The 22,089-nt window shown below is 65.8% G+C and carries 24 protein-coding genes; 13 read left to right on the forward strand and 11 right to left on the reverse strand.

The genetic code is table 11. The features are described 5' to 3' along the window. Nucleotides 1-81 precede the first annotated feature (81 nt). Nucleotides 82-843, forward strand: a complete 762-nt coding sequence (locus ACLV8F_RS07110; RefSeq protein WP_411883538.1) for a DUF2726 domain-containing protein — start codon at nt 82-84, stop codon at nt 841-843. Nucleotides 844-901: 58 nt separating this feature from the next. Here ACLV8F_RS07110 and ACLV8F_RS07115 read toward each other — a convergent pair whose 3' ends face one another. The 3 genes from ACLV8F_RS07115 to ACLV8F_RS07125 form a co-directional block, all read right to left on the reverse strand. Next, nucleotides 902-1,543: an FHA domain-containing protein gene (locus ACLV8F_RS07115; RefSeq protein ID WP_411883539.1), complete on the reverse strand. Its 642-nt coding sequence runs from the start codon at nt 1,541-1,543 to the stop codon at nt 902-904. 107 nt (nt 1,544-1,650) lie between these two features. Further along, nucleotides 1,651-2,088, reverse strand: a complete 438-nt coding sequence (locus ACLV8F_RS07120) for a surface-adhesin E family protein (RefSeq protein ID WP_411883540.1) — start codon at nt 2,086-2,088, stop codon at nt 1,651-1,653. Between the two features lie 145 nt (nt 2,089-2,233). Further along, nucleotides 2,234-2,374, reverse strand: a complete 141-nt coding sequence (locus ACLV8F_RS07125; RefSeq protein WP_411883541.1) for a hypothetical protein — start codon at nt 2,372-2,374, stop codon at nt 2,234-2,236. Nucleotides 2,375-2,409: 35 nt separating this feature from the next. Here ACLV8F_RS07125 and ACLV8F_RS07130 point away from each other — a divergent pair, with 35 nt between their 5' ends. Then, a complete protein-coding gene (locus ACLV8F_RS07130; RefSeq protein ID WP_411883542.1) occupies nt 2,410-2,619 on the forward strand; it encodes a CsbD family protein in 210 nt (69 codons plus the stop codon). A gap of 194 nt (nt 2,620-2,813) precedes the next feature. Beyond that, nucleotides 2,814-3,932 carry an ROK family protein gene (locus ACLV8F_RS07135; protein ID WP_411883543.1) on the forward strand — a complete coding sequence of 373 codons (1,119 nt, stop codon included), beginning with the start codon at nt 2,814-2,816 and terminating at the stop codon, nt 3,930-3,932. Between the two features lie 18 nt (nt 3,933-3,950). On the opposite strand, the gene ACLV8F_RS07140 is transcribed toward ACLV8F_RS07135, so the two are convergent. After that, nucleotides 3,951-6,407 carry a transglycosylase domain-containing protein gene (locus ACLV8F_RS07140; RefSeq protein WP_411883544.1) on the reverse strand — a complete coding sequence of 819 codons (2,457 nt, stop codon included), beginning with the start codon at nt 6,405-6,407 and terminating at the stop codon, nt 3,951-3,953. Nucleotides 6,408-6,630: 223 nt separating this feature from the next. On the opposite strand from ACLV8F_RS07140, the gene msrA reads away from it, so the two are divergent. The 3 genes from msrA (at nt 6,631) to ACLV8F_RS07155 (ending at nt 8,874) form a co-directional block, all read left to right on the forward strand. Continuing rightward, entirely contained in the window at nt 6,631-7,344 is a 714-nt protein-coding gene (gene msrA / locus ACLV8F_RS07145) for a peptide-methionine (S)-S-oxide reductase MsrA (protein ID WP_411883545.1), read from the forward strand. A gap of 93 nt (nt 7,345-7,437) precedes the next feature. After that, entirely contained in the window at nt 7,438-7,656 is a 219-nt protein-coding gene (locus ACLV8F_RS07150) for a DUF3606 domain-containing protein (protein WP_411883546.1), read from the forward strand. Nucleotides 7,657-7,803: 147 nt separating this feature from the next. Further along, nucleotides 7,804-8,874, forward strand: coding sequence for a lyase (locus ACLV8F_RS07155; RefSeq protein ID WP_411883547.1), 1,071 nt, complete (start codon nt 7,804-7,806; stop codon nt 8,872-8,874). A 57-nt stretch (nt 8,875-8,931) separates the two neighbouring features. Here the strand turns inward: ACLV8F_RS07155 and ACLV8F_RS07160 are convergent, their stop codons facing one another. Then, nucleotides 8,932-9,828 carry an AraC family transcriptional regulator N-terminal domain-containing protein gene (locus ACLV8F_RS07160; protein WP_411883548.1) on the reverse strand — a complete coding sequence of 299 codons (897 nt, stop codon included), beginning with the start codon at nt 9,826-9,828 and terminating at the stop codon, nt 8,932-8,934. Between the two features lie 166 nt (nt 9,829-9,994). Here ACLV8F_RS07160 and ACLV8F_RS07165 point away from each other — a divergent pair, with 166 nt between their 5' ends. Both ACLV8F_RS07165 and ACLV8F_RS07170 read left to right on the forward strand, forming a co-directional pair. Further along, entirely contained in the window at nt 9,995-10,750 is a 756-nt protein-coding gene (locus ACLV8F_RS07165) for an SDR family NAD(P)-dependent oxidoreductase (RefSeq protein ID WP_411883649.1), read from the forward strand. Nucleotides 10,751-10,859: 109 nt separating this feature from the next. Then, a complete protein-coding gene (locus tag ACLV8F_RS07170; RefSeq protein ID WP_411883549.1) occupies nt 10,860-11,306 on the forward strand; it encodes a hypothetical protein in 447 nt (148 codons plus the stop codon). Here ACLV8F_RS07170 and ACLV8F_RS07175 read toward each other — a convergent pair. After that, on the reverse strand, nt 11,303-12,562 hold the full coding sequence (locus tag ACLV8F_RS07175) for an MFS transporter (protein ID WP_411883550.1): 1,260 nt from the start codon (nt 12,560-12,562) through the stop codon (nt 11,303-11,305). The genes ACLV8F_RS07170 and ACLV8F_RS07175 overlap by 4 nt on opposite strands. Before the next feature lie 136 nt (nt 12,563-12,698). On the opposite strand from ACLV8F_RS07175, the gene ACLV8F_RS07180 reads away from it, so the two are divergent. Further along, the gene (locus ACLV8F_RS07180; RefSeq protein WP_411883551.1) at nt 12,699-12,965 is read left to right on the forward strand and encodes a GNAT family N-acetyltransferase; all 267 of its coding nucleotides are present in this window, start codon (nt 12,699-12,701) and stop codon (nt 12,963-12,965) included. Nucleotides 12,966-12,967: 2 nt separating this feature from the next. On the opposite strand, the gene ACLV8F_RS07185 is transcribed toward ACLV8F_RS07180, so the two are convergent. After that, nucleotides 12,968-13,273, reverse strand: coding sequence for a hypothetical protein (locus tag ACLV8F_RS07185; protein ID WP_411883552.1), 306 nt, complete (start codon nt 13,271-13,273; stop codon nt 12,968-12,970). A 27-nt stretch (nt 13,274-13,300) separates the two neighbouring features. After that, complete coding sequence (locus ACLV8F_RS07190) at nt 13,301-14,491, reverse strand: PLP-dependent aminotransferase family protein (RefSeq protein ID WP_411883650.1); 1,191 nt, start codon at nt 14,489-14,491, stop codon at nt 13,301-13,303. Nucleotides 14,492-14,659: 168 nt separating this feature from the next. On the opposite strand from ACLV8F_RS07190, the gene ACLV8F_RS07195 reads away from it, so the two are divergent. Genes ACLV8F_RS07195 through ACLV8F_RS07205 form a run of 3 tightly spaced genes read left to right on the forward strand, consistent with a single transcriptional unit; the run spans nt 14,660 to nt 16,631 of the window. After that, complete coding sequence (locus ACLV8F_RS07195) at nt 14,660-14,956, forward strand: helix-turn-helix domain-containing protein (protein WP_411883553.1); 297 nt, start codon at nt 14,660-14,662, stop codon at nt 14,954-14,956. Nucleotides 14,957-15,009: 53 nt separating this feature from the next. Further along, a complete protein-coding gene (locus tag ACLV8F_RS07200; protein WP_411883554.1) occupies nt 15,010-16,329 on the forward strand; it encodes a type II toxin-antitoxin system HipA family toxin in 1,320 nt (439 codons plus the stop codon). Beyond that, the gene (locus ACLV8F_RS07205; protein ID WP_411883555.1) at nt 16,326-16,631 is read left to right on the forward strand and encodes a GyrI-like domain-containing protein; all 306 of its coding nucleotides are present in this window, start codon (nt 16,326-16,328) and stop codon (nt 16,629-16,631) included. The genes ACLV8F_RS07200 and ACLV8F_RS07205 overlap by 4 nt, the downstream gene beginning before the upstream one ends. A 50-nt stretch (nt 16,632-16,681) precedes the next feature. On the opposite strand, the gene ACLV8F_RS07210 is transcribed toward ACLV8F_RS07205, so the two are convergent. Both ACLV8F_RS07210 and ACLV8F_RS07215 read right to left on the reverse strand, forming a co-directional pair. Further along, complete coding sequence (locus ACLV8F_RS07210; protein ID WP_411883556.1) at nt 16,682-17,680, reverse strand: Bug family tripartite tricarboxylate transporter substrate binding protein; 999 nt, start codon at nt 17,678-17,680, stop codon at nt 16,682-16,684. A gap of 38 nt (nt 17,681-17,718) precedes the next feature. Continuing rightward, nucleotides 17,719-19,128, reverse strand: a complete 1,410-nt coding sequence (locus tag ACLV8F_RS07215; RefSeq protein WP_411883557.1) for a M20 family metallopeptidase — start codon at nt 19,126-19,128, stop codon at nt 17,719-17,721. Nucleotides 19,129-19,285: 157 nt separating this feature from the next. On the opposite strand from ACLV8F_RS07215, the gene ACLV8F_RS07220 reads away from it, so the two are divergent. Continuing rightward, a complete protein-coding gene (locus ACLV8F_RS07220) occupies nt 19,286-20,236 on the forward strand; it encodes a LysR family transcriptional regulator (RefSeq protein ID WP_411883558.1) in 951 nt (316 codons plus the stop codon). Between the two features lie 18 nt (nt 20,237-20,254). Here ACLV8F_RS07220 and ACLV8F_RS07225 read toward each other — a convergent pair whose 3' ends face one another. Next, nucleotides 20,255-21,868, reverse strand: coding sequence for an alkaline phosphatase family protein (locus tag ACLV8F_RS07225; RefSeq protein WP_411883559.1), 1,614 nt, complete (start codon nt 21,866-21,868; stop codon nt 20,255-20,257). Nucleotides 21,869-22,089 lie beyond the last annotated feature (221 nt).

Consider the following 22,089-nt stretch of genomic DNA (forward strand, 5'->3'; position numbering starts at 1 on the left):
ATGTACCTTATAAACAGGGCAGGGATCAGGCGGTACGCCCTTCTTCTTCAGACATAAAACGGGCGACTTCAGGGCACATTCATGACGGCAACGGGTTTTCTGATCGGGTTTTTTATCTTCGTCGGCAGCGTTGCCCTGGGTGCGCTGGGCTACGAACGCTGGCTGTCCCATGTGGTGGCCGCCCGCAAGAAGGTGGCGCGCAACCACACCCTGCGCGCCAAACCCCTGGCCAGCCGCGACGAACTCCAGGTCTGGCGCTGGCTCGAAGAGGTTTTCCCCGGGCACCGCATCCTGCCCAAAATCCCCTTCACCGGTTTTATCGAACCCAACCAGCGCGGCGGCGACGCGCACTGGCAGGCGCTGCTGGGCAACGTGAGTTTTTCCTGCGCCCTGGCCGACCACAAAGGCACGGTGCTGGGCTGCATCGACGTGCTGGGCCGCGGCGAGGTGACCGACCGCCAGCATGCGTTCAAGCGCGAGCTGCTGAGCCGCGCCGGTATTCCCTACTGGATCATCGAAAGCCAGCGCCGGCCTGGCGCCGCGTTGCTGCGCGAAAAATTCCTGGGCCCGGCCCCCGGCGAAGCCGGCAAACTGGCCGCCGGGCAGAAGCCCCCGGAACGCGCGCCCCGCCCGGCGCCCACCCGGCTGGAGCAGCCGCAGCTCTCGCGCGTGTCCAGCAATGCGTCCGACCTCACCAAAACCGGCATGACGCCGCTGCACTTGAAGTCCACCCTCAAACTGCAGGCGCTGGCCCGGGCCTTTGCCCTGCGCCTGGCCGGCGAAGGGCCGCCGCGCAGGCACGTCCACTACTCAAGCACCAACCCGGGCAGCTCGATTATTTAGGGGCTTCTGGGTTGTTCCCTCTTGGCGCCCTCTCCCTCTGGGAGAGGGAGTAAAAAGCCTACGCCCCCTTCAGCAAAAACTCCATCTCCGTCCCCGCCAGGTTCAACACGTCATGGTGGGCGAGCGGCGTCGCCTTGGCACTGATGGGTTTGCCGTTGAGCGTGGACGGCGTGTCGCCGTCCATGTGGGCCACGTAATAACCGTCGCGCCGGTGCGAGATCGACACCACGGCCACGCCCGGCTGGCCGAAGGTGGTGACGGCCTTGACCACCGGCACCTCCAGCCCCGCCGACGAACCCGACAGCACTTTGAGGCTGGCCTGCCGCGCGCCGGCGGTACCGGGAAGGCCTATCGCGTCCAGCGACATGGCGGTGGTTTCCTCGGGCGCACTGGACGCCTCGTGTTCCGACCTCGCCAGGAACTGGATGTGAAAGCTTCCGATGTTGATCACGTCGTTGTCGTGCAGCAGCTGGCGCGCCTTGACGATCTGGCCATTGAGGTAGGTGCCGTTGGTGCTGCCCAGGTCCTGCAGGTAGACGTCGGCGATGCCCTTGAGCTCAAACACGCAGTGCTCACCGCTGACCACCAGGTTGTCCAGCACGATGTCGTTGTACGGCCTGCGGCCCAGCGTGGTGCGGTCGTTCGTCAGGTAGACGTGCTTGATTTCGACGCCTTCGACCGAGGCAATGAGTTGCGGCATGAGAAAAGGCCTTTCTTCTTGATGGCAGCCGCCACTCCCAAGGTGGAGGCGAAAAGCCCATCCTAGCGCCGGTGCCGCACGGGCACAAGCGGCCACCCACGGCCGCTCTAGCCCTTCGCCGAGCCCGTGTTCCTGCAAGCGGCGCGGATCAGCCGCTGCGTCGGGTTGGGCGTCACGTCGCGAAACTCCATGCGCCGCATCACGTGTTCAGGGTAGGTCGAGGTCTTGTGCGACTTGCCCTTCCACAGCGGCTCCAGGTAAAAATCCAGCGAAGCGTAGCGCGCGGCTTTGTTCGCGCAGTCGAACTGCACGGTGGAGATGTAGGAGCGGTAAGGCACGCCCTCCCAGCTGGTACGCGGCGTGGAGCGGCTTACGCGGATTTTCATCGTGCGCACGTCGTCCTTCACGGACAAGGGTATGGGATCGACCTCGATGGTGTTCACGGCCGGGTCCTGCGCATCGCCCATCACGTTAAACCACTCGGTCTGCGCGTGCAGCATGGGTGCGCCTCCCAACAAAACCCACGACAGGATGTACTTTTTCATACGGTATCTTTGATAAGCATTGCGTCTTTACGCGACACCGGGAAGGCATCAGCACCGATGCTGCGCCCCCAAGAATGTTTCCTTCTTTTGCAGCACTTGCACAATGTCGCATTCCAGCCAGTCTACCTGCGCGCAACGCGCCTTGTCACATGAAAAGACGTTTTCCTACAGCGGTATTTGCGGGCGGAACAACAACTTGTAGGCGGCCACCCACACGCAGGCGCGCCGCATCCTTGCGCGCACGCTTTTGGCGCGGCGTTAACTTGAGGGCATGGAGTTTTTCCATGTCCCCTCAACCCTGAAACCCGAAAGGTACATCTCATGAACAAGGACCAAGTCAAAGGCAAGATCAAGGAAGTCGCCGGCGAAGTGCAGGAACACACCGGCAAAGTGATCGGTAGCACCGAGCAGCAGGCCAAGGGCCATGCACGCGAGATGGAAGGCAAAGTCCAGAAGGCTGTCGGCGACGTGAAGGAAAACGTCAAGGACGCCGGCAAAGCCGTTGAAAAAGAAATGAACCGCAACCGTTAAGACGCTGCTGTTCCCTACGCAAATCGGCCGGTTTTACCGGCCGATTTGCTGTGCGCGCCACTTTCGCTGCTTTTATTTGCCTGATGATTTTGACCGGCTGTTTCAAGGCTTCGGCTGACGGCCGCATGCGCCTTGACCGCTGGTACGCCGCATGCACGCCCGCCATCATGGGGGCGTAGCCACTCAAGGAAACCATGCCCCGCAAAGCCCCCACCCCCAACGTCCCCGCCGTCTCCCTTCCCGACGACCTCACCCACGGCGGCCTGCGCCAGCGCGGCGTCACCATCCAGGGTTACAGCCTGCAGTTGCACGACGGCGAAGGCTTTGTGGGCGACAGCGTCAGCCGCACGGCCTACAGCGACATGCTGGACACCTGGCGCAAGCTCTACAGCGGCATCAGCGGCCTCGATGCGCTGGGCCGCAAGCCCACACCGGACATCAGCAAGAAGCGGCTTGACACGCTGCTCAGGCGCAACGGCAAGGCCGCGGCCATCATCTCCGCCGCGTCGGAAGACTACGCCTGGCAGCTGGCCCGTGTGGTCAAACGCTTCCTCGCCCATCCCTCGTGGCAGGGCGTGCGGCGCATCGTCGTGGGCGGCGGCTTCCAGCAAAGCCTGGTCGGCGAGCTGGCCATAGACCGCGCGGCGGAGTTGCTCTACCAGCAGGGCAGCCATGTCCACCTGATGACGCTGCGCCACCACCCCGATGAGGGCGGCCTGATCGGCTGGGTGCACCTGGCGCCGCCTGAAGTTCTCGCCGGCTACGACGGCTTCCTGGCCGTCGACATAGGCGGCACCAACGTGCGCTGCGGCATCGTGCGGCCGCGCGCGCACAAGACGCCGGACCTCACCGACGTCAGGGTCAGCGGCCTCAGCAAGTGGAGCCACGCCGGCGACGACGACGCCACCCGGCGCGAGGACCTGGTGCAAGGCATCGCCGGCATGCTGAAAAAACTCATCCGGCAGGCCGGCCGCAAGGGGTTGAAGCTCGCGCCTTTTGTCGGCGTGGCCTGCCCCGGCATGATCAATGAGGACGGCTCCATCACCGGCGGCGCGCAAAACCTCCCCGGCAACTGGGAAAGCCCGCGCTTCAACCTGGCGCTGCAACTCGGCGAAAACCTGCCCCAACTCAAGGGACGGGACATGCAGGTGCGCCTGCACAACGACGCGGTGGTGCAAGGCCTGTCGGAGTTGCCCTTCATGCAGGGCGTGAAGCGCTGGGCCGTGCTGACGGTGGGCACCGGGCTGGGGAATGCGAGTTTTATCAATACCGACGCGCCCGCCGCCCCCAGGAAACGGGCGGCCAAAACCTGACGCCGGCCGCAAGCCGCTTTAGCGCGGCGCGATAGGCGCCCCTACCACCACGCCCGGAAACACCGGCAACCGTTCAACCGGCACCGTGGCCGGCGGCTGCAGCACCACACCCGGCACGCCGCCCGAATCCCCGCCCTGCACCTCGGGCTGTTGCGGCGTGGTGTTTTCCGCCGGGGCCTGGATGGTCACGTACTTGATCACCGGCGCGGGCTGCCAGCGCGGTGCGCCGCCTTCCACGGCCGGCGAGCTGGACATGCCCGCAACCGATGGCGCCTCGCCGGGCTGGCCTTCCTGCGGCGGCTCGGCGCCGTTGAGCAGGGCCTCGATGCGCTGCTGCTCCTGGTCCGTCACGGGGCCGCCCTGGGGTGCGGGGAAGCGCTGATTGGCGTCCACCACCTTGGCCTTGATCGCGTGCTGGAAAAACTCGCCCACGATGGGCAGCGCGCTGCGCGCGCCCTGCCCCCAGCTGTCGCCCATGGTCACGCGGTTGTCGTTAAAACCCACCCAGGCGCCGGCCACCAGCTGCGGGTGCATCAGGATGAACCAGCCGTCGGTGTTGCCCTGCGTCGTGCCGGTCTTGCCGGCCAGGTCGGCGCGCAGGCCGTAGCGGCTGCGTATCGCCGCGCCCGTGCCCTGGTCGACCACGCCGCGCATCACGTCCAGCAGCGTCTGCGCCACCGTGGCGGGCATCGCGGTCTCCGGCACCTTGGCCTCGAATTCTTCGAGCACCTTGCCGTTGCGGTCTTCCACGCGCGTCACCAGGATAGGCTCGATGTAGCGCCCGTCATTGGCCAGCGTGCCGTAGGCCGACACCATTTCCTTCAGCGTCACCGGGCTGGTGCCCAGCGCGAGCGAAGGCACCTCTTCCAGCTTGCTTTGGCGCACGCCCATGGACTTGGCCAGTTTGGCCACATGGGCCGGGCCCACCACCTGCATGACCTGGGCGGTGATCGTATTTTTCGAGAACATCAAGCCCTGGCGCAGGCTCATGAACTCGCCGCTGGGGCCGCCGCCGTCGGTGGGCCGCCAGAAGGTGCCGTCGCCCAGCGGGATTTCCACCGCGCCGTCGACAAACCCGTCGCTGGGTTTGGCGCCGTCCTCAAACGCCGCACCGTACACAAAGGGCTTGAAGGTCGAGCCCGGCTGGCGGCGCGCCTGCTGCACGTGGTCGAACTGGTCGTCGGAAAAATCACGGCTGCCCACCCAGGCGCGTACCTGGCCGTTGGTCGGGTCCAGCGCCATAAAGCCGGCCTGCAGCCGCGTCTTCTCTTCCTTCAATGTCTGCATGAATTCGGCGTCGGCCGTCAGCGTCTTGATCGCCGCGTCGTCGGCCTGCCCGGCGGCGCGCGCGGCCTTGTACTCCTTGGTGTCGCGCACAAAGGTCAGGGCCAGCTCGCGCTGGGCGCCGCTTTTGGCCTTCCAGCCTGAATTGAAGCGCCAGTCGCCCGCGACGATTTTCTGCAGGCGGTCGGCCTGCGCCACCAGCGCCTTGTTGGCCATGTCCTGCAGGCGCGAATCAATCGTGGTGCGCACCACCAGGCCGTCGGCATAGATGTTGTAGTCGTTGCGGTCGGCCCAGTCGATCAGCCAGCGGCGCAGTTGCTGCGACAAATGCGGCATCTCGCCCAGCTCGGGCTCCAGCCGCTCGAAGTCGATCTTCAGCGGTTTTTTCTTGAGCAGCGCGAACTGCGCCTCGGGCAGCTTCTCATGCTTGACCATTTGCGCCAGCACGATGTTGCGGCGCTGCGTCGCGCGTTCGGGGTTGGACACCGGGTTGTAATAACTCGCGCCCTTGAGCATCCCCACCAGCGTCGCGCTTTGCAGCACGTCCAGCTCATTGGCCGACTTGTCGAAATAGGTGCGCGCCGCCATCTCGATGCCGTAGGCGTTGTAGAGGAAGGGCACGGTGTTGAGGTAACTCTCGAGGATCTCTTCCTTGGTGTACACCGCCTCTATCTTGAAGGCCGTGATCGCCTCCTTGAGCTTGCGCGTCAGCGTCGCGGAGCGGCCAATGTCTTCGGGGTAGAGGTTGCGCGCCAGCTGCTGCGTGATGGTGGAGCCGCCCTGCTTGCGCCCCGTGAGCGTGTGGAACACCGAGGACGCCGTGCGCTTGAAGTCCATGCCGTGATGGTCGTAAAAGCGGTGGTCCTCCGTTGCGATCAGCGCCGCCACCACGTTGGGCGAAATGTCCTGCAGCTTCACCCAGTCGCGGTTGGCGCGCGAGAAAGCCGCCAGTTCCTTGCCGTCCACCGACATCAGCACCGACGGCTTGGCCGTCTTGGCCTTGAGCAGGTCGTTGATGCTGGGCGTGAACGGGATCAGCAGCAGCACATACAACAGCAGCGCCACAGGAACCGCCGCCACGCCCAGCCCCACACCACGCCAGGTCGGGTGGCGCAGGCGCCCGGGAATGGTGGCCGCGAATTCACGCAGGCGGATGCCGTAGGGGGTCAATCGGGTCAGGAGCTTGTTCATCATTGGGAGGTAGTCTAATTCCAGCCGGTAAACCGGCCTGTAGGACGGCGGCGCAGCGGTAAGCAGCGGTAACCGGCACCTTGAGGCGGTCAAAAACGGCCGACAGGGAACCGAAATCCTGCCCTTGCCTCCAACCTCAGCGGCCCCGGCGCCCACCACCCTGTAAGAAACCGCTCCCCACGCCGACCAACTGCCACACCCACCACCCCAACAGCCCGCAACCATGAATAAATACCTTGTCACCCTCGCCGCCATCGCCATGGCCGCCCTGACTTTTTTAGGCAGCGGCTTTAGCGCCGTCGCCGCCCAGGAAAAAGCCGTCAAGCTGCCCGCCCCCACCCTGGACACCCCCGCCGCACAAGCCAACACCGCCACCGCGGTCTTCGCCGGCGGCTGCTTCTGGGGCGTGCAGGCCGTCTTCCAGCACACCAAGGGCGTGCTCAACGCCGTCTCAGGCTACGCAGGCGGCGACAAATCCACCGCCAGCTACGACATGATCGGCTCAGGCCGCACCGGCCACGCCGAGTCCGTGCAGGTCACCTACGACCCGAAACAGATCAGCTACGGCAAGCTGCTGCAGATCTACTTCTCCGTCGCCCACGACCCCACCACCCTGAACCGCCAGGGCCCCGACAGCGGCACGCAATACCGCTCCGCTGTTTTCTACCAGGGCGCCGAGCAAAAGAAGATCACCGAAAGCTACATCGCCCAGCTCGACGCCGCGAAAGTCTTCCCCGGCAAGATCGTCACCCAGCTCACGCCTTTCACCGCCTTCTATCCCGCAGAGGCCTACCACCAGGACTACGCCACGCTGAACCCCACGCAGCCCTACATCGCGCGCTTTGACTTGCCGAAAATCGCCAACCTCAAAACCGTGATGCCCGAGGTCTACCGCGACAAGCCCGTGCTGGTGTCCCAGGCCGGCAAAGCCGTGTAAAGCCGGCGCTTGCCGCCGCCACTGGCGGCAATGGCCTACAAATACAAGGCAGGCCGCGGGCTAAGGTGGTTCCATCCCCTCAAGGAGCCACCCATGTTTTTATCCCAGCACGCAAGGCCGGCCATACAGCCCGACCGCATCAACCTCAACGACAAGGCGAATACCTACGCCTGGACGCTGGTGCTGGACGTCAGCCAGGAGCAGCTGCGCAGGGCGATTGCGGCGGTGGGGGATACGGCGGTGAATGTGAAGAATTACCTGCGGGGGCATCCGCAGCAGCGGTCGTCATTTGACCAGTCGTCCTTCGGCTAGGCTGGATTCACCCACCAAAAAACGCGGCCAAAGTGCGGGCAAGCCCCGTTGATGACAGCCGCCCTTTTCGCCACAATGCCTAGACGCTGACTTTCTTAACCGCGTGCGGCGCATGCACTGAAGACACCATGCGCAGGAGGTAATGCCATGGCCTTTCCCTTGCAGCAGCCGTCCCCTCATCCATCCCCCGTCGTGACTGGCATCAAGCGTCGCACCGCGCTGGTTGCCCTGCCCGGTTTGCCGGCCGGCCTGATCGGCGTCGGCCTCCCGGCTCACACCGCACACGCGCAAGCGCCCACCACCGCACCGCGCCTGCAATCCTGGCCCCTCCACACCCGCGCCGCCACCGGCATCCACGACATCGCGCCCGCGCCCGACGGCGGCGTCTGGTTCTCCGCCCAGCGCAGCGGCCACCTGGGCTGGTTTGACCCGCGCAGCGGCAAAACGGAATTGATCGCCCTGGGCAACGGCTCATCACCCCACGGCGTCATCGCCGGCCCCGACGGCGCGGCCTGGCTCACCGACGGCGGGCAAAACGCGATTGCCCGCGTGGCCTGGCCGTCGCGGCAAGTGAAAGTCTTCCCCCTGCCCACCGGCACGCCCTACGCCAACCTCAACACCTGCGCCTTCGACGGGGACGGCCATCTGTGGTTCACCGGCCAGAGCGGCTACGTCGGCAAGGTCGACGTGCGCAGCGGCGCCGTGACGGTAAAAGACTCTCCCCGCGGCCGCGGCCCCTACGGCATCTGCGCCACGCCCAAAGGCGATATCTGGTGGTGCTCCCTGGCCGGTTCCTTTATCGCAAACATAGACCGCAAGACCGGCGAGTCCCGCATCGTCGAGCCGCCCACACCGCGCCAGGGCGCGCGCAGGGTCTGGTCAGACAGCAAAGGCCGCATCTGGGTGTCGGAATGGAGCAGCGGAAACCTCTCGGTGCACGACCCGGCACTGGGCACAAGCGCCAACAGCTGGAAAACCTGGAAGGCCCCGGGCGCCGACCCCCATGTCTACGCGGTCTATGTCGACAACAAGGACATCGTCTGGGCCTCGGAGTGGAGCAACAACGCGATGCTGCGCTTTGACCCGGGCAGCGAGAGGTTTGAGGCGATCCCGCTGCCCCGCGCCAATGCCGCGGTGCGGCAGATTCTGGGGCGGCCTGGGGAGGTCTGGTTGCCTGAGAGTGGGACGGAGTTTGTGACGATGATTCGGACGGGGTGAGCCATCCGGCGCCACCCGTCAATGGAACGCCCAAGCGCGCCATGCATGGCGGCGATCTCAGGCGGTCGCCGCCGCCCTGCTGCGTGTCGCGCCCGTTTCCCGTACCGGCGGCAAGCCGAACATGCGCCCGTATTCGCGGGTGAACTGCGGCACGCTTTCATAGCCCACCGCAAACGCCGCGCTGCTCGCGCTCACGTCCTCCGACAACATCAAGCGCCGAGCCTCGATCAGGCGCAACTGTTTCTGGAACTGCAGCGGCGACAGTGAAGTCACGCTGCGAAAGTGCTGATGGAATGAAGACAGACTCATACCCGCTACGCCCGCCAGCCGCTCCACCGGCAAGGGCTGCGCAAAATCCCGCCTCAGCACCGACACCGCGCGCGCAACCCGCTGCGCATGGCCGTCCGGCCAGCCCAGGCGCCGTATCGCGGCTCCCAGCCGGCCCGCCAGCAGCCAGTAGTGCATCTCGCGCACCAGTTGCGCCCGCAGCACCGGCAAGGCTGCGGGGCGATCGAGCAATCGCATCAGGCGCAGTGCCACATCGGCAACCTCGGCCTCGGTAGTCCCCACCCGCACGGCCGCGGCATCGGCCGCGGGCCCGTCCTTCATCTGCAGCACCAGCTCCGCGATCACCGCAAGGTCCAGCTCCAGCACCAGGGAGAGGTAAGGCGCAGGCACACTCGCGCGCGTGATCTGGTTGACCGTAGGCACGTCTGCCATGATCAGCAACGATTCGCCCGCGGTGAACGCGAAGGATTGGGTGCCCATGACCACCTGCTTGCCGCCCTGCAGCAAGAGACAGACCAGCGGCTGCGAAATCGCATGCACCAGGCCGCTGGGCGCAGTCGCGCGCACCAGGGTCAGGCCCGGGACGGCCGTCTGCACCAAGCCCGCCTTGTCGGCATGGGCCTCGGCATAGCGGCCGACAACATCCAGAAGAAGAGGCGTGTTCATGCCGCAAGACTAACCGCTGGCGGCAGGTTGCGGCTAGCCCGGTGTCGAAATCTGGAGGATCAGGCAAGAAGCAACGAGCTTCCGGCAACCCGCGCCGGCCCACCCGCCGGACACTGAAAGCCGTTATCCACCACCCCTCCAGACAAGGAACCCGACCATGAGCAACATGACCACCATCACCCTCGTCACCGGTGCCAGCCGCGGCCTGGGCCGTAATACCGCCCTGAGCATCGCCCGCCGCGGCGGCGACGTCGTCCTTACCTACCAGAGCCGGGCCGAAGACGCGCAAGCCGTCGTCGCTGAAATCCAGGCCATGGGCCGCAAGGCCGTGGCCCTGCAGCTGGATACCGGCAAGGTCACGACCTTTGCGCCCTTCGCCGACCGCCTGCGCGCCGCGTTGCGTGACACCTGGCAGCGCGACACTTTCGACCACCTCGTCAACAACGCCGGCCACGGTGACTACGCCCTGATAGGCCAGACCACCGAAGCGCAATTCGACGGCCTCGTCAACGTGCACTTCAAGGGCGTCTACTTCCTGACGCAAACCCTGCTGCCCCTGATCGCCGACGGCGGCCGCATCGTCAACCTGTCCTCGGGTCTCACAAGAACGTCCTACCCCGGCTACGCCGCCTACGCGGCCGTCAAGGGCGCAGTCGAAGTGCTGACCCGCTACATGGCCAAGGAACTGGGCGCACGCGGCATCGCCGTCAACACCGTGGCGCCAGGCGCGATAGAAACCGACTTCGGCGGCGGCGCCGTACGCGACAACCCCGAGATCAATCAAGTATTCGCAGGCATCACCGCATTGGGCCGCGCCGGCCTGCCCGACGACATCGGCCCGATGATCGCCAGCCTGTTGACCGAGGACAACCGGTGGGTGAATGCGCAGCGGATTGAGGTGTCTGGTGGCCAGGGGATTTGAGGAGGCACGGCCGGCCATGGTGAGCAGCATGTTCACCGTCCAGGCCGTCTCCGTCTTGGCGTCGTTGAACGTAAACGGCCCAAGAACACCTCACTGTTAAAGTGGCCCCATGGACGACTACACCCAACTCGCCGAATCCCTGAACAGCGGCGGGCTGGAAGCCGGGCTTCGTTTCCTGAACCAGCGTGTCGACCACCGCTTTACCGCCGTCTACCGGCTACAGGACATGGTGCTGCACAACGTGGAGCTGGTCGACAAGTTGGTGGACGATGACTTTGACCGCGGCGGCCTACAGTCAGTGCCGCTGGGCGACAGTTTTTGCCAGTTTGTGCTGCGCGACGGCTTCTTCCGCACCAGCCGCACCACGGGCATGGAAGCCCTGAACGGCCACCCGCACCAGGGCGTGATGGAAAGTTATGTGGGCCTGCCGCTGATGACCTCACCCGACCACATGTTCGGCACGCTGTGCCACTTTGACTTTGCCGAGCGGGCGCTTTCCGACGAAGAGTTCACATTCCTGCAGCGCGTGGCGCGCTTGTTGCCGCGCTACCTCTAAGCCATACCGCGCTGGCCTGCGAAGAGCGCAGCACTCCGCCGCCGCAAGGCCCACGCAAAGTAAACCCCCTCCGCCGCCATCACCCCCCCGCCCAGCGCCACCACGGCATGGGTGCCTATGCGGTCTATTAAAGCCGCGGCCAGCACCACGCCTATCGACTGGCCCAGGAACAGGAAGGAAGCGAACATCGACACGGCAGTGCCGCGCGCCTCGGGCGCCATCTGGGTGGCGTTGGCCTGCATGACGTTGTGGAACATGAAGAAACCAAAGCCCGCGATGAGGCTGGCGGGAATGGCCGGGCCCCAGTGCGGTATGTAGGCCAGTGCCAGCGCGCCTATGCCGACCAGCGAGCCGCCCAGCAGCACCAGGCCGTGCTGGCCCAGGCGCGGTATCAAGGCGCGGCCCACGATCATGTAGCCGACGCCACCCAGGCCGAAGAGCGCGACGATGGCGCCCGAGACCGAGAGCGACAAACCCAGGGCATGGTGCAGGTGCGAGGCCCACATGGCCAGCACGCCAAAACCCACGGCGCCTTCAATCACGGCCAGCAGCAGGATGGTGCGCGACCAGGGGTGGCTGATGATGAGCAAAGCCTGTTTGACGAAGTGCGGGCGCGGCACGGGCGCCTGGTCTGTTGGAGCCGCTTCCGCCTTCGGCACTGCCTGCTGCCGGCGCAGGTCGCCCAACAGCAGCGAGCCGACCGCGCCGAACAGTAGCACCAGGAAGGCAAAGGCCCAGCGCCAGCCGAGCGCATCGGTCAGCAGCCCGCCCAGCAACTGGCCGCAGACGATGCCCAGCGTGCTGCCCAGGCCCGTGCGCGTGAGCATTTCCTGCAGCTCGTGCGGCGGCACGGCGTCACCGACCCAGGCCATGGCCAGCGGGATCAGCGCGGCGGCCCCCAGCGCCATCATGATGCGGGCGAGCAGCAGCACGTCCAGGCTGGTGGCAAACACGGCGACCGCGCTGCCGACGCTGCAGCCCAGCGCGGCAAAGGTGACGATGCGGAACTTGCCCAGCCTGTCGCCCAACGGGCCGTAAAAGAGTTGCGAGACGCCGTAGGTGACGGCAAACACAGAGACGACCTGCGCGGCCTGCGCAAGGCTGACGGCAAAGACGCGCGAGAGCTCGGGCAGCATGGCGTCGCAAATGCGCTGGGCCACCATGCTGGAAAAGGTGGCGCAGGAGAGCAGCAGGATGGAACGGCGGGTGGCGGGAGAAATCGAGTGGGTGGCGCCAGGCGCGGTTGCGGAAGTCATGAAGGTGGACGGGCCCGGATCAAGTGCCGCGGGCGACAGGCCCAGGCTCCGTCGGATTGTAGGCAGTACGGGCAAACCCCATGGGCCGCCCCGGAAACCCGCTGGCGCCCTTGCGCCGCCTGTGCAAAATGGGCGCATGGACGATCTGGAGACAGCCATGGGCGGCGCGCCTGACACGGCAAGCGATGTGGCCAGACCGTTCAACTTCCGGCCCTTGCAGGCGGCCGACCTGCCCATGCTGCACGGCTGGCTGTCGCGCCCGCACTGGACGCAGTGGTGGGGGCCGGCGCCCACGCTGGCCGAGGTGCAGGCCGACTACGGCGCCTGGATCAACGACCCGGCCCAGGTGCAGCCGCATATCGCGAATCCAGCCCAATCCCCAAGAAAGCCGAATCTCAGGTGAAATTATTTTTGTCCAAATGACAGCAGCAAAGCGTACACGGCATAACTCAAAAATACCCCCCCGTTAATCAAGAAGAAAACTCCACCCAAGGATCCAAGTCGTTTACCTTGGGGTAGCTCTCTCATTGCAGCGCCCCCAGCAATAGCTCCGACGAACAGTATCCAAAGCAGCACGTTCAAAATATCATCGCCGCTCATCCTCAAAAAAGAGGTAAGCGTATCCAGATTGGAAAGAACCAAAATCACCGCAGCGCAGGCGGCGGCGGAAGCTTGCGCCGCTATACGACCAAAGGAAGAGGTCACAGTCATACAGCGAATTGGTAATTTAGCCTGGCATCAAAGCGCCTTGCCCAGCCGCCCGACACCCTCTTCAATCTTCGCCACGTCCGCCGTGGCAAAGCTCAGCCGCAGCGTGGACAGGTCGGGGTTGCTAGCGTAAAACGGCGCGCCCGGCACAAAGGCGACGAGTTGCTCGATCGCCTTCTTCGCGAACTCACCGGCGTCTTTCGTCTTGCCGTTCGCGCCCGTGAGCCGGGCCCAGAAAAACAAACCGCCTTGCGGTTGCGTAAATTCAATCGCGTCGCCGAGTTCGCGCTTCAGGGCATTGCCCATGGCGGTGGCGCGTTCGCCGTAGACCTTGCGCACGTGCTTGAGGGTGTCGGGCATGCGGCCGGCCTTGAGGTATCGGGCGGCGGTGGCCTGGGCGAAGGTGCTGGTGTGGGCGTCGCTGAACTGCTTGCACATGGTGGCCTTGGCCAGTAGTTCGGCAGGGGCGATCATCCAGCCCACGCGCAGGCCTGGCGACAGCACCTTGCTGAGGGAGCCGCAGTGCGCGAGCAGTTCGCGGCTGCCGGGCACGCTGGGGCTGAGCGCCAGCAGCGAGGGCGGCGGCGCTTCGCCGAAGTAGAGGTCGCCGTAGGGGTCGTCTTCAACGATCAGGGTCTGGTGTTTGACGGCCATCTCCAGCACCTTCTTGCGGCGCTCCAGGCTCAGCAGCGCGCCGCTGGGGTTGCCGAAGGTGGGGATGAGGTAAACGAACTTGGGCTTGTGCTGGGCGATGAGTTGTTCGAGCTCGTCTGTCTTGACGCCGTGGGCGTCTATGGGCGCGCTGATGAGTTCGGCGCCATAGAGGCGAAAACACTGGATGGTGGCGAGGAAGGTCGGGCCTTCGACGATGACCTTGTCGCCGGGGGAGATCATGGTCTTGCCGAGCAAATCAAGCGCCTGCTGGCTGCCGGTGGTGACGATGAGGTTCTCGGGCGCGACGTCTCTGGCGCCCTTGGTGGCCATGAAGGCGCTGAGCTGTTCACGCAGCGGGCCGTAGCCTTCGGTGGCGCCGTATTGCAGCGCGCCGCCGGGTTCTTCATTGAGGGCCTTGTTGCTGGCTTCCTGGATGCCGGCGACGTCGAACATGGCGGGGTCGGGGAAGCCGCCGGCAAAGCTGACGATGCCGGGTTTGCCCAGCAGCTTGAAGAGTTCGCGGATGGCGGAGGTTTCGACGTTGTTGAGGCGGTCGGCAAAGTGCAAGGGCATGGTGGGTGTCTTTGGCTGGAGCTGAAGAAAAATGTTTCGCCTGAATGGTAACGCTGGCCGCCTGGACACGTCTTTGCCGAAAGACTAAATCGCCTTTTAACGATAAATTGACAATATTGTATAAAAACGATATTGTGCAAATATCACTCCAAGGCGGTATCCATGAGTACGCTTCAAACCTTCCCTCTCCAGGCTTCGGCACAGCTGTCGGTCCACTTGAAATCACTGCGCAAGGCGCGCGGGCTGACCCAGACCGCGCTGGGCGAACGCATAGGGGTCAAGCAGGTCCGCATGGCTGATATCGAAAAAAACCCGGGCGCGGTCAGCCTTGACCAGTTGCTTCAGGTGCTGCACGCGCTGGACGCTCGCCTGCTGCTGGCGGATATGCGGCGATATGCCGATACCGATGCCGGTGCGTCGCCCCCACCGGCCGCGAACAGCCCTCCGGCCGACTGGTAGCCGGGTAAATAAGTTTGCAGAACACCACGATAAAACGGTTGTAAGGGTGGCGTATGGCATTCGCTGATCTTGACGTGTGGATGAACGGCCAGCACGTGGGCGTATGGTTCTGGACGCGGACCGGAACGCCGGGCTTTCGTTATGACGAAAGCTGGCCGCGTTCACCCCATGCAAGGCCGCTGTCGGTCTCGCTGCCCATGCCGGCCGGGGGCGGCGATGTGATGGGCGCCAAGGTGGAACACTACTTTGACAACCTGCTGCCCGACAGCAGCCGCATACGCGAACGGCTGCGGCGGCGCTTCGGCACGTCTTCCATCCGCGCGGCCGACCTTCTTGCCGCTGTCGGCCGGGATTGCGTGGGTGCGCTGCAACTGATGCCGCATGGCCAGCAACCACCGCCAAACGACCGTATCGACAGCACGCCGCTGACTGACAGCCAGGTGGAGACGCTGCTGGGCGACGTGACCGGGGATGGCGCGGGAGGCGCCTCGCTCGCGGACGACTTTCGCATCTCCATTGCCGGCGCGCAGGAAAAAACGGCTTTGCTGCGCGCCGGCCAGCGCTGGCACCTGCCTTCGGGCGCCACGCCCACCACGCACATCTTCAAGTTGCCCTTGGGCCTGGTGGGCAACATGCGCGCCGACATGTCGGACTCGGTGGAAAACGAGTGGCTGTGCGCCACCCTGCTGGGCGAACTGGGGTTCGAGGTCGCGCCCACGGAGATGGGGCGCTTTGGCGAACGCAAAGTGCTGATCGTGGAACGCTTCGACAGGCGCTGGATGGAGGGCGGAAAGTGGATCGCCCGCCTGCCGCAAGAGGATTTCGGCCAGGCCACCGGGACGCCCGGGGACCTGAAGTATGAAAGCGACGGCGGCCCCGGCATTCGCGCGGGCCTGGGCCTGCTGCAGGGCGGAAGCAACGCCCCAGCGGATGTCCTGCATTTTGTGCGGGTACAACTCGCCTTCTGGATCATGGCCGCGACCGACGGCCATGCCAAAAACTTCTCCATCTTCCTGGAGCGCGGCGGCGGCTTTCGCATGACGCCGCTGTACGACGTGCTGTCCGCCTGGCCCATCATCGGCAGCGGGCCGAACCAGGTCAGCCCGCGCCGCGCGAAGCTGGCCATGGCCTTGCGCGGCAAAAACGCGCACTACCACCTGCATGAAATCCACACCCGCCACTGGGAAGCCCTGGCGCGGCAAAGCGGCGTGCCGGGCGCCTTCGACCAGATGGTGGCGCTGGTGCTGCAGGTGCCGGATGCGCTGGAGCGCGCGGCGGCGCAATTGCCGCCGGATTTCCCCGAGCCGGTGTTTACCGCCATACGCCGCGGCATGCTGGCGCAGGCGGAAAAGTTCATGGACGAACTGCCATGACGGATACGCAGTCCCTGCACGCGGCGCGCCGCGCCTACATCGCCCCCATCAACCGCGTGGTGGACCACATGACAGGCGTGCAGAACTTCGGCGGCGGGCGCTATGCCTGCGGCCGCTTCACCGGCAAGCCGGGCAACGAGGTGCATGAAGCCTGGACGCACATGTTCGCCGAGTGGCTGCCGCAAAGCGGCTACCAGCCGGACAACAAACCGGCGCTGGAACTGTACGAAGAAGACTTTGTGATGGACCCGAAAACGGGAAACTTCAGCTGCTGGCTGTGCGTGCCGGTCAAGACGCTATAGGCCTGCACCGCGGTGCGCGGCACCCATGGCGGTGATGGCCATGCCCAGCTTCAGTCGATCCGGATGTTGGCGCGCACCACCGTCGCGCGATAACGCGCGATCTCCGAATCCATCACATTGCGCAGCGCCTGCGGGCCCAGGAAGACCGGCTCCAGGGACTGCTGCTGCAGCTTCTTGCCCACCGCCGGGTCGGCCATCACGGCCGTCAACGCCTGCAACAGCTGGTCGCGCACGGCCGGTGAAATGCCCGCCGGCGCGGCGACCGCGTACCAGCCGTCCAGCAGGGCCGGCGACAACTGCAGTTCGCCGTAAGCGGGCACGGTGGGAATCTGGACGGAGCGCTTTTCGCTGATGACCGCCAGGGCGCGCAGCTTGCCCGATTGCACCAGGGGATTGACAGCTGCCAGGGTATCTATGCCCATGCTGACGTCCGCGCGCACCACGCCGATGTCGGCCTCGGCGCTGCCTTTATAGGGAATGGCGGAAAACTTCACCCCGGTGGCATTGGCCAGCATCTCGCCGGCCAGGTGCGGCGCAGAGCCGGTGCCGAAGGTGGCATAGGTCACGGTGCCCGGCTCGGCCTTGGCTTTGGCCACCAAGTCCTTGAGGGTTTTGTAGGGACCGGCGGCCGAGGTCACCACCACCAGCGGCGTGCGCGCGACCATGGCAATGGGCGAGAGCTGCTTGAAGGGGTCGTAGCCCAGCTTGCTGCGCACCGCGGGGTTGACGGTATAGCTGCTGGAGCCGGAGAACAGCAGCGTGTAGCCGTCGGGCTCTGCCGCGCTGACCATGACCACGCCGATGGCGGTGGAGGCGCCGGGCTTGTTGTCGATGATCACGGGCTGGCCCAGGCGGGCGCTGAGCCGCTCGCCGATGATGCGGGCCGCGACGTCGGTGCCGCCGCCCGGCGGGAAGGGAACGACCAACTTTATCGGCCTGGAGGGCCAGGCCTGTGCCTGCGCTTGCGACAGGCCGGGAAGCACGAGGGCGGAACAGGCGGCGACCAGGAGGGCGGCCTGAAGCAGGGACCGGCATGAAGTGGAAGGCATCGGTATCTCCAGTGAGGGGGTAATCAGAAAAAACAAACTCAGGCGGCGGCCGGCGCGGCATGCCAGGGCAGCCCGGCGGGCTCGCCCAGGTCCCAGTAGAGGCCGGCCATGATGCGCAGGCCCTCGCGCGCCACAGGCGCCAGCAGGTGTTCGTCGGGCGCGTGTTGCGCGCAGGCCGGGTAGGAGTGCGGCACCCACAGCGTGGGCAGGCCCAGCAGGTCGGCGAACACGTCGTTGGGCAGCGAGCCGGCCAGGTTGGGCAGGGTGACGACCGGCTTGCCGCTGCTCAGCGCGATGGAGCGCTGCGCCCAGCCCACCCAGGGATGGTCCAGGTCCAGGCGCGTGGCCGCGCCGGTGAGCGTGATCTCGATCTCGACGCGGTTGAAACCGCAGCGGTCCAGGTGCTTGCGCAGGATGCCCGCGAGGTCCTGGTAGGGCGTGCCGACCACAAAGCGCAGCTGGCAATGGGCCACGGCCTCGCCGGGAATCGCATTGACGGGGCGCTGCGGCGAGCCGGCGCCCAGCGCCAGCACTTCGATGGTGTTCCAGCCCATCAGGCGTTCGGCCGTGCTGAGGCCGGGTTCGCCCCAGTGGGGATCGGGCAGCGGGTCGTCTTCGCCGCCGCCTATGTCCACACCGGCCAGCGCGCGGCGCACCGATGGGGGCAGCGCGCGCGGCTTGAGGGCCGACACCAGGATGCGGCCGCGCGCATCGACCAGCGAGGCCACGGCGCCGGCCAGCACGCTGGCCGGGTTGAGCAAGGCGCCGCCCCAGTTGCCGGAGTGGTAGGCCTTGTCCCGCGCGCGCAGGCGCAGGCTGAAATTGACCGCGCCGCGCGAACCCAGGAACAGCGTGGGTTTGTCGGCATGCACGCGCGGGCCGTCGCAGGCGATCAGCAGGTCGGCCCTGAGCTGCGCGCGCTGGCTTTCGCAAAACGCGTGCAGGCCGGGCGAGGCGGCCTCCTCGCCCATCTCGAGCAGCAGCGTGGCGTTGTAGCCCAGGCGCCCGCCGCGCGCCTTGATCACGCTGGCCAGCGCGCCGAGGTTGACGGTGTGCTGGCCCTTGTTATCGGCGGTGCCGCGGCCATACCAGCGCTCGCCTTCGCGAACCAGCTCCCAGGGCTGCAGCCCTTCGCGCCAGCGGTCTTCCTGGCCGCTGACCACGTCGCCGTGGCCGTAGGTCAGCACGGTCGGCAGCGCCGCATCTTCCACGCGCCGCGCGACCAGGAAAGGGCCGGCGCCCTCGACGGGATTGGGCATGACGCTGCAGGAAAAGCCGAGCGCGCGCAGCGAGTCGGTCATTTCGCCGCTCAGGTAATCGCCCAGCGCGGGGTTGGGTTTGCCGCTGTCGCTTTCAGTGCGCAGCGCGACGCGCCTTTGCAGGACGTCGAAAAAATGGCCTTCGTCAAACCAGGCCGTGGCGGCATCAAGGCAATCGGATCTCAGCATGTTCACCGTTTTTAAAAAGGGCGCGCGGTCATGAGCGCGTCATGAAACCAAATGTAGGAAGAATCGAGGCTTACTACAATGAGAGATATCGCAACAAAGCTTTGCCTTTATGGCAATCCATAAACTCGAGCGCCCTCTCATTCCCACCCGCCCCCGCATGAAAACCTCTTTTTTCAGCACACAGATCCGCCACTTCCTCGAAGTGGCCCGCACCGGTTCGGTCAGCCAGGCGGCGGCGCAACTGCACGTGGCGCCTTCGGCCGTGAGCCGCCAGGTCGGCAAGCTGGAAGACCAGCTGGGCTGCGCGCTGTTCGAGCGCAGGGCGCGCGGCATGGTGCCCACGGACGCGGGCGAACGCCTGATGGCCCATGTGCGCGCGGGCAGCGACGACGCCGAGCGGGTGATGGAGCAAGTCCGCGGCCTGGCCGGCTTCAGCGCGCGGCGCGTGCGCGTGGCCTGCACCGAGGGTTTCGCGACGGCCTTTATGCCGGAAGTCATGACCGGATTTCGCCGCAGCCACCCCGAGGCGCTGATCGAGCTGAGCGTGGGCTCGCCCGAAGCGGTCAGCCGCCTGCTGCTGCAGGGCGAGACCGACGTGGCGCTCAAGTACAGCGTGGCGCCGGAAAAAGGCGTGACGGTGCGGCATGCGGCCACTGCGCCCATCTACGCCCTGATGCTGCCCACGCACCCGCTGGCACGGGCCCGCGTGGTGACGGCGGCCGACGTCGTGAAATACCCGCTGGGCATCAGCGCCAAGGGCATGACGGGGCGCCAGCTCTTCGACATGGTGGCCAACATCCAGGGCCTGGAGTACCAAACCTCGGTGGTCAGCAATTTTTCGTCGGCCTTGCTGCCCAGCGTGCGCAGCGGCGACATCATGCTGTCGGGCTACCTGACGGCCGCGCACCTGATACGCCAGGGCCAGCTGGTCGCCGTGCCCTTTGCCGAGCCCCAGCTGAGCCAGCGCGTGCTGCAAGTGCTGTCGCTGCACGGCCAGACGCTGGCGCCGCTGGTGCTGGACTTCACGACGCAATTGATTGCCGCGATACGCCAGTCGGGCGACGGCATGGCGCCGGCCCGCAAGCGCGCCGCGAAAAAGAGCGGCTGAGCGCCCTGCTTCTTTTTTCTACAGTCCCGGCAAAGGCAAGAGCTTGCCTTCGGCCGACGACGGTGGCGCGATGCGCAGCACCTGCGCCAGCGTGGGCGCGATGTCAACCACCTCCACGCGCGTGTCGACGCGGCCGGGTTTGACCCAGGCCGGGCCGTAGACCAGGATGGGCACCTGCGTGTCGTACGCATGGGGCGAGCCGTGCGTGGCGACGGAGTTGCCGAACATCCAGCCCGGCTTGAGCGAATACTGCACGTCGCCCGACACATCCGGGTGCCAGGATTTGCGGATCTGGTCGAAGAACGGCGCGCCGGCGCGGCTTGCGCTTTGCAACTCCCGTCGGGTGTAGGCGGCCACAAAGCCGGGCTCGGCCATCAGCAGCGCACGGGTTTCTTCGGCCAGCGCGTTCACATCCTGCTGTTTTTGCGCGATGAGCTGCTTGTTGAAAAGCACGCTGGAGCCTGAATATCCCGCCGCCCACTTGCCTTCGCCAAAACGCTTTTCCAGCCCGGCGTTGACGCGTGCCAGCACCTGGCTACTGTTGACGCGGCCGGACTCGCGGCCCTGGGCGGTGTTGAATTCAGGTGCGGGCATGAAGCCGTGGTCGGCCGTGAGCACGGCGAGGTAGTTGTCCTTGCCGATGCGCGCGTCCAGGTCCTGGAAGAAAGCCTGCAGCATTCTGTCGAGCTGCAGCAGGTGGTCGTGCGAGAGGCGCGACTCGGCGCTGAAGGCGTGGTTCACATAGTCGTGGCCCGACAGGCTGACCGAGAGGATGTCGGGGATGTCGTCCTGGCCCAGTTGCTCGCCGGCGATGGCGGCGCGCGCGAAGTCCAGAGACATCGCATCGACAAAGGGGCCGCGCAGCAGCGAGCTGTAAAAACGCGGGCCGGGCACGGCATCGTCTTTCGCGCCGTACGTCACCGGCAGGCCGCCGCCCGCGGGGCCGTACCAGGGCTGCTGGTCGGGCACCGAGCGAGCGTAAGCGGCTTCAGGCAGCAAAGCCTTCCATTCGGCCCTGAAGTAGCTATCTGCCGGCCTGGCCGCGTTGTAGCTATCGACCCAGGCCGGGTGCGCGGCCATGTAGTGGGTGCTGGAGGCGAACTGCCCGGTCGCGCCCATATACATGTAGGCGATGCCGCTCTTGCCGGCCGGCAGGATGGCGCCGCGGTCCTTGCCCGAAATCGCGATCACCCTGGAGCGGCTGTCGACACGGCGCAGTACGTCGCCGACGGTTTCGGCCTTGAGGTTTTTCGGGCTGGTGCCGTCTAGCGTCCCCGTCTTGTGGCCGATGTAAGTCGCCGAGGTGTCGCCGGTGCAGTAGACGGGCTCGGCCGTGACCGGGTCGCGCCAGTCGTTGCCGATGATGCCGGTGCGCTGCGGATAAGCGCCAGTGAGCATGGTCGCGTGGCCGGCCGCGGTGACGGTGAAGGCATGGCCGTAATGCGCATTGGAAAACCAGGCGCCGCGGTCCAGGAAACGCGCGAAGCCGTCGGGCGCGAGTTGGTCGCGGTAGTCCAGCACCTGGCGCTGCGGCAGGCCGTCGACGACGAGGAAGACCACCAGCCTGGGGCGCGGCGCAGCGGCTGCCGGGCTGTCCGGCGCGGCGCAACTTGCGAGCAGCGCGGCGGCCAAAAGTATGGAAAAAAAAGCGCCCCGCCGACGTAAAAGAGTGTGAACGTTCATGGCCGCGATGCTAAAGGAGTTCGCGCCCTTGCGGTATCCGCGAACACCCGCGCAAGGCGCATCTTTGTTGGCGTACGGCATTTACCCATCTGCATTAACCGCGCCTCTGCAGGTCGCCTGCAACTTGCAAGAAAGTATTACTGCCTCTTGCGAAGATGCTTTTTGGCCAC

This window comes from Polaromonas sp. YR568 (assembly GCF_943369675.1).
Taxonomy (GTDB): domain Bacteria; phylum Pseudomonadota; class Gammaproteobacteria; order Burkholderiales; family Burkholderiaceae_C; genus Polaromonas.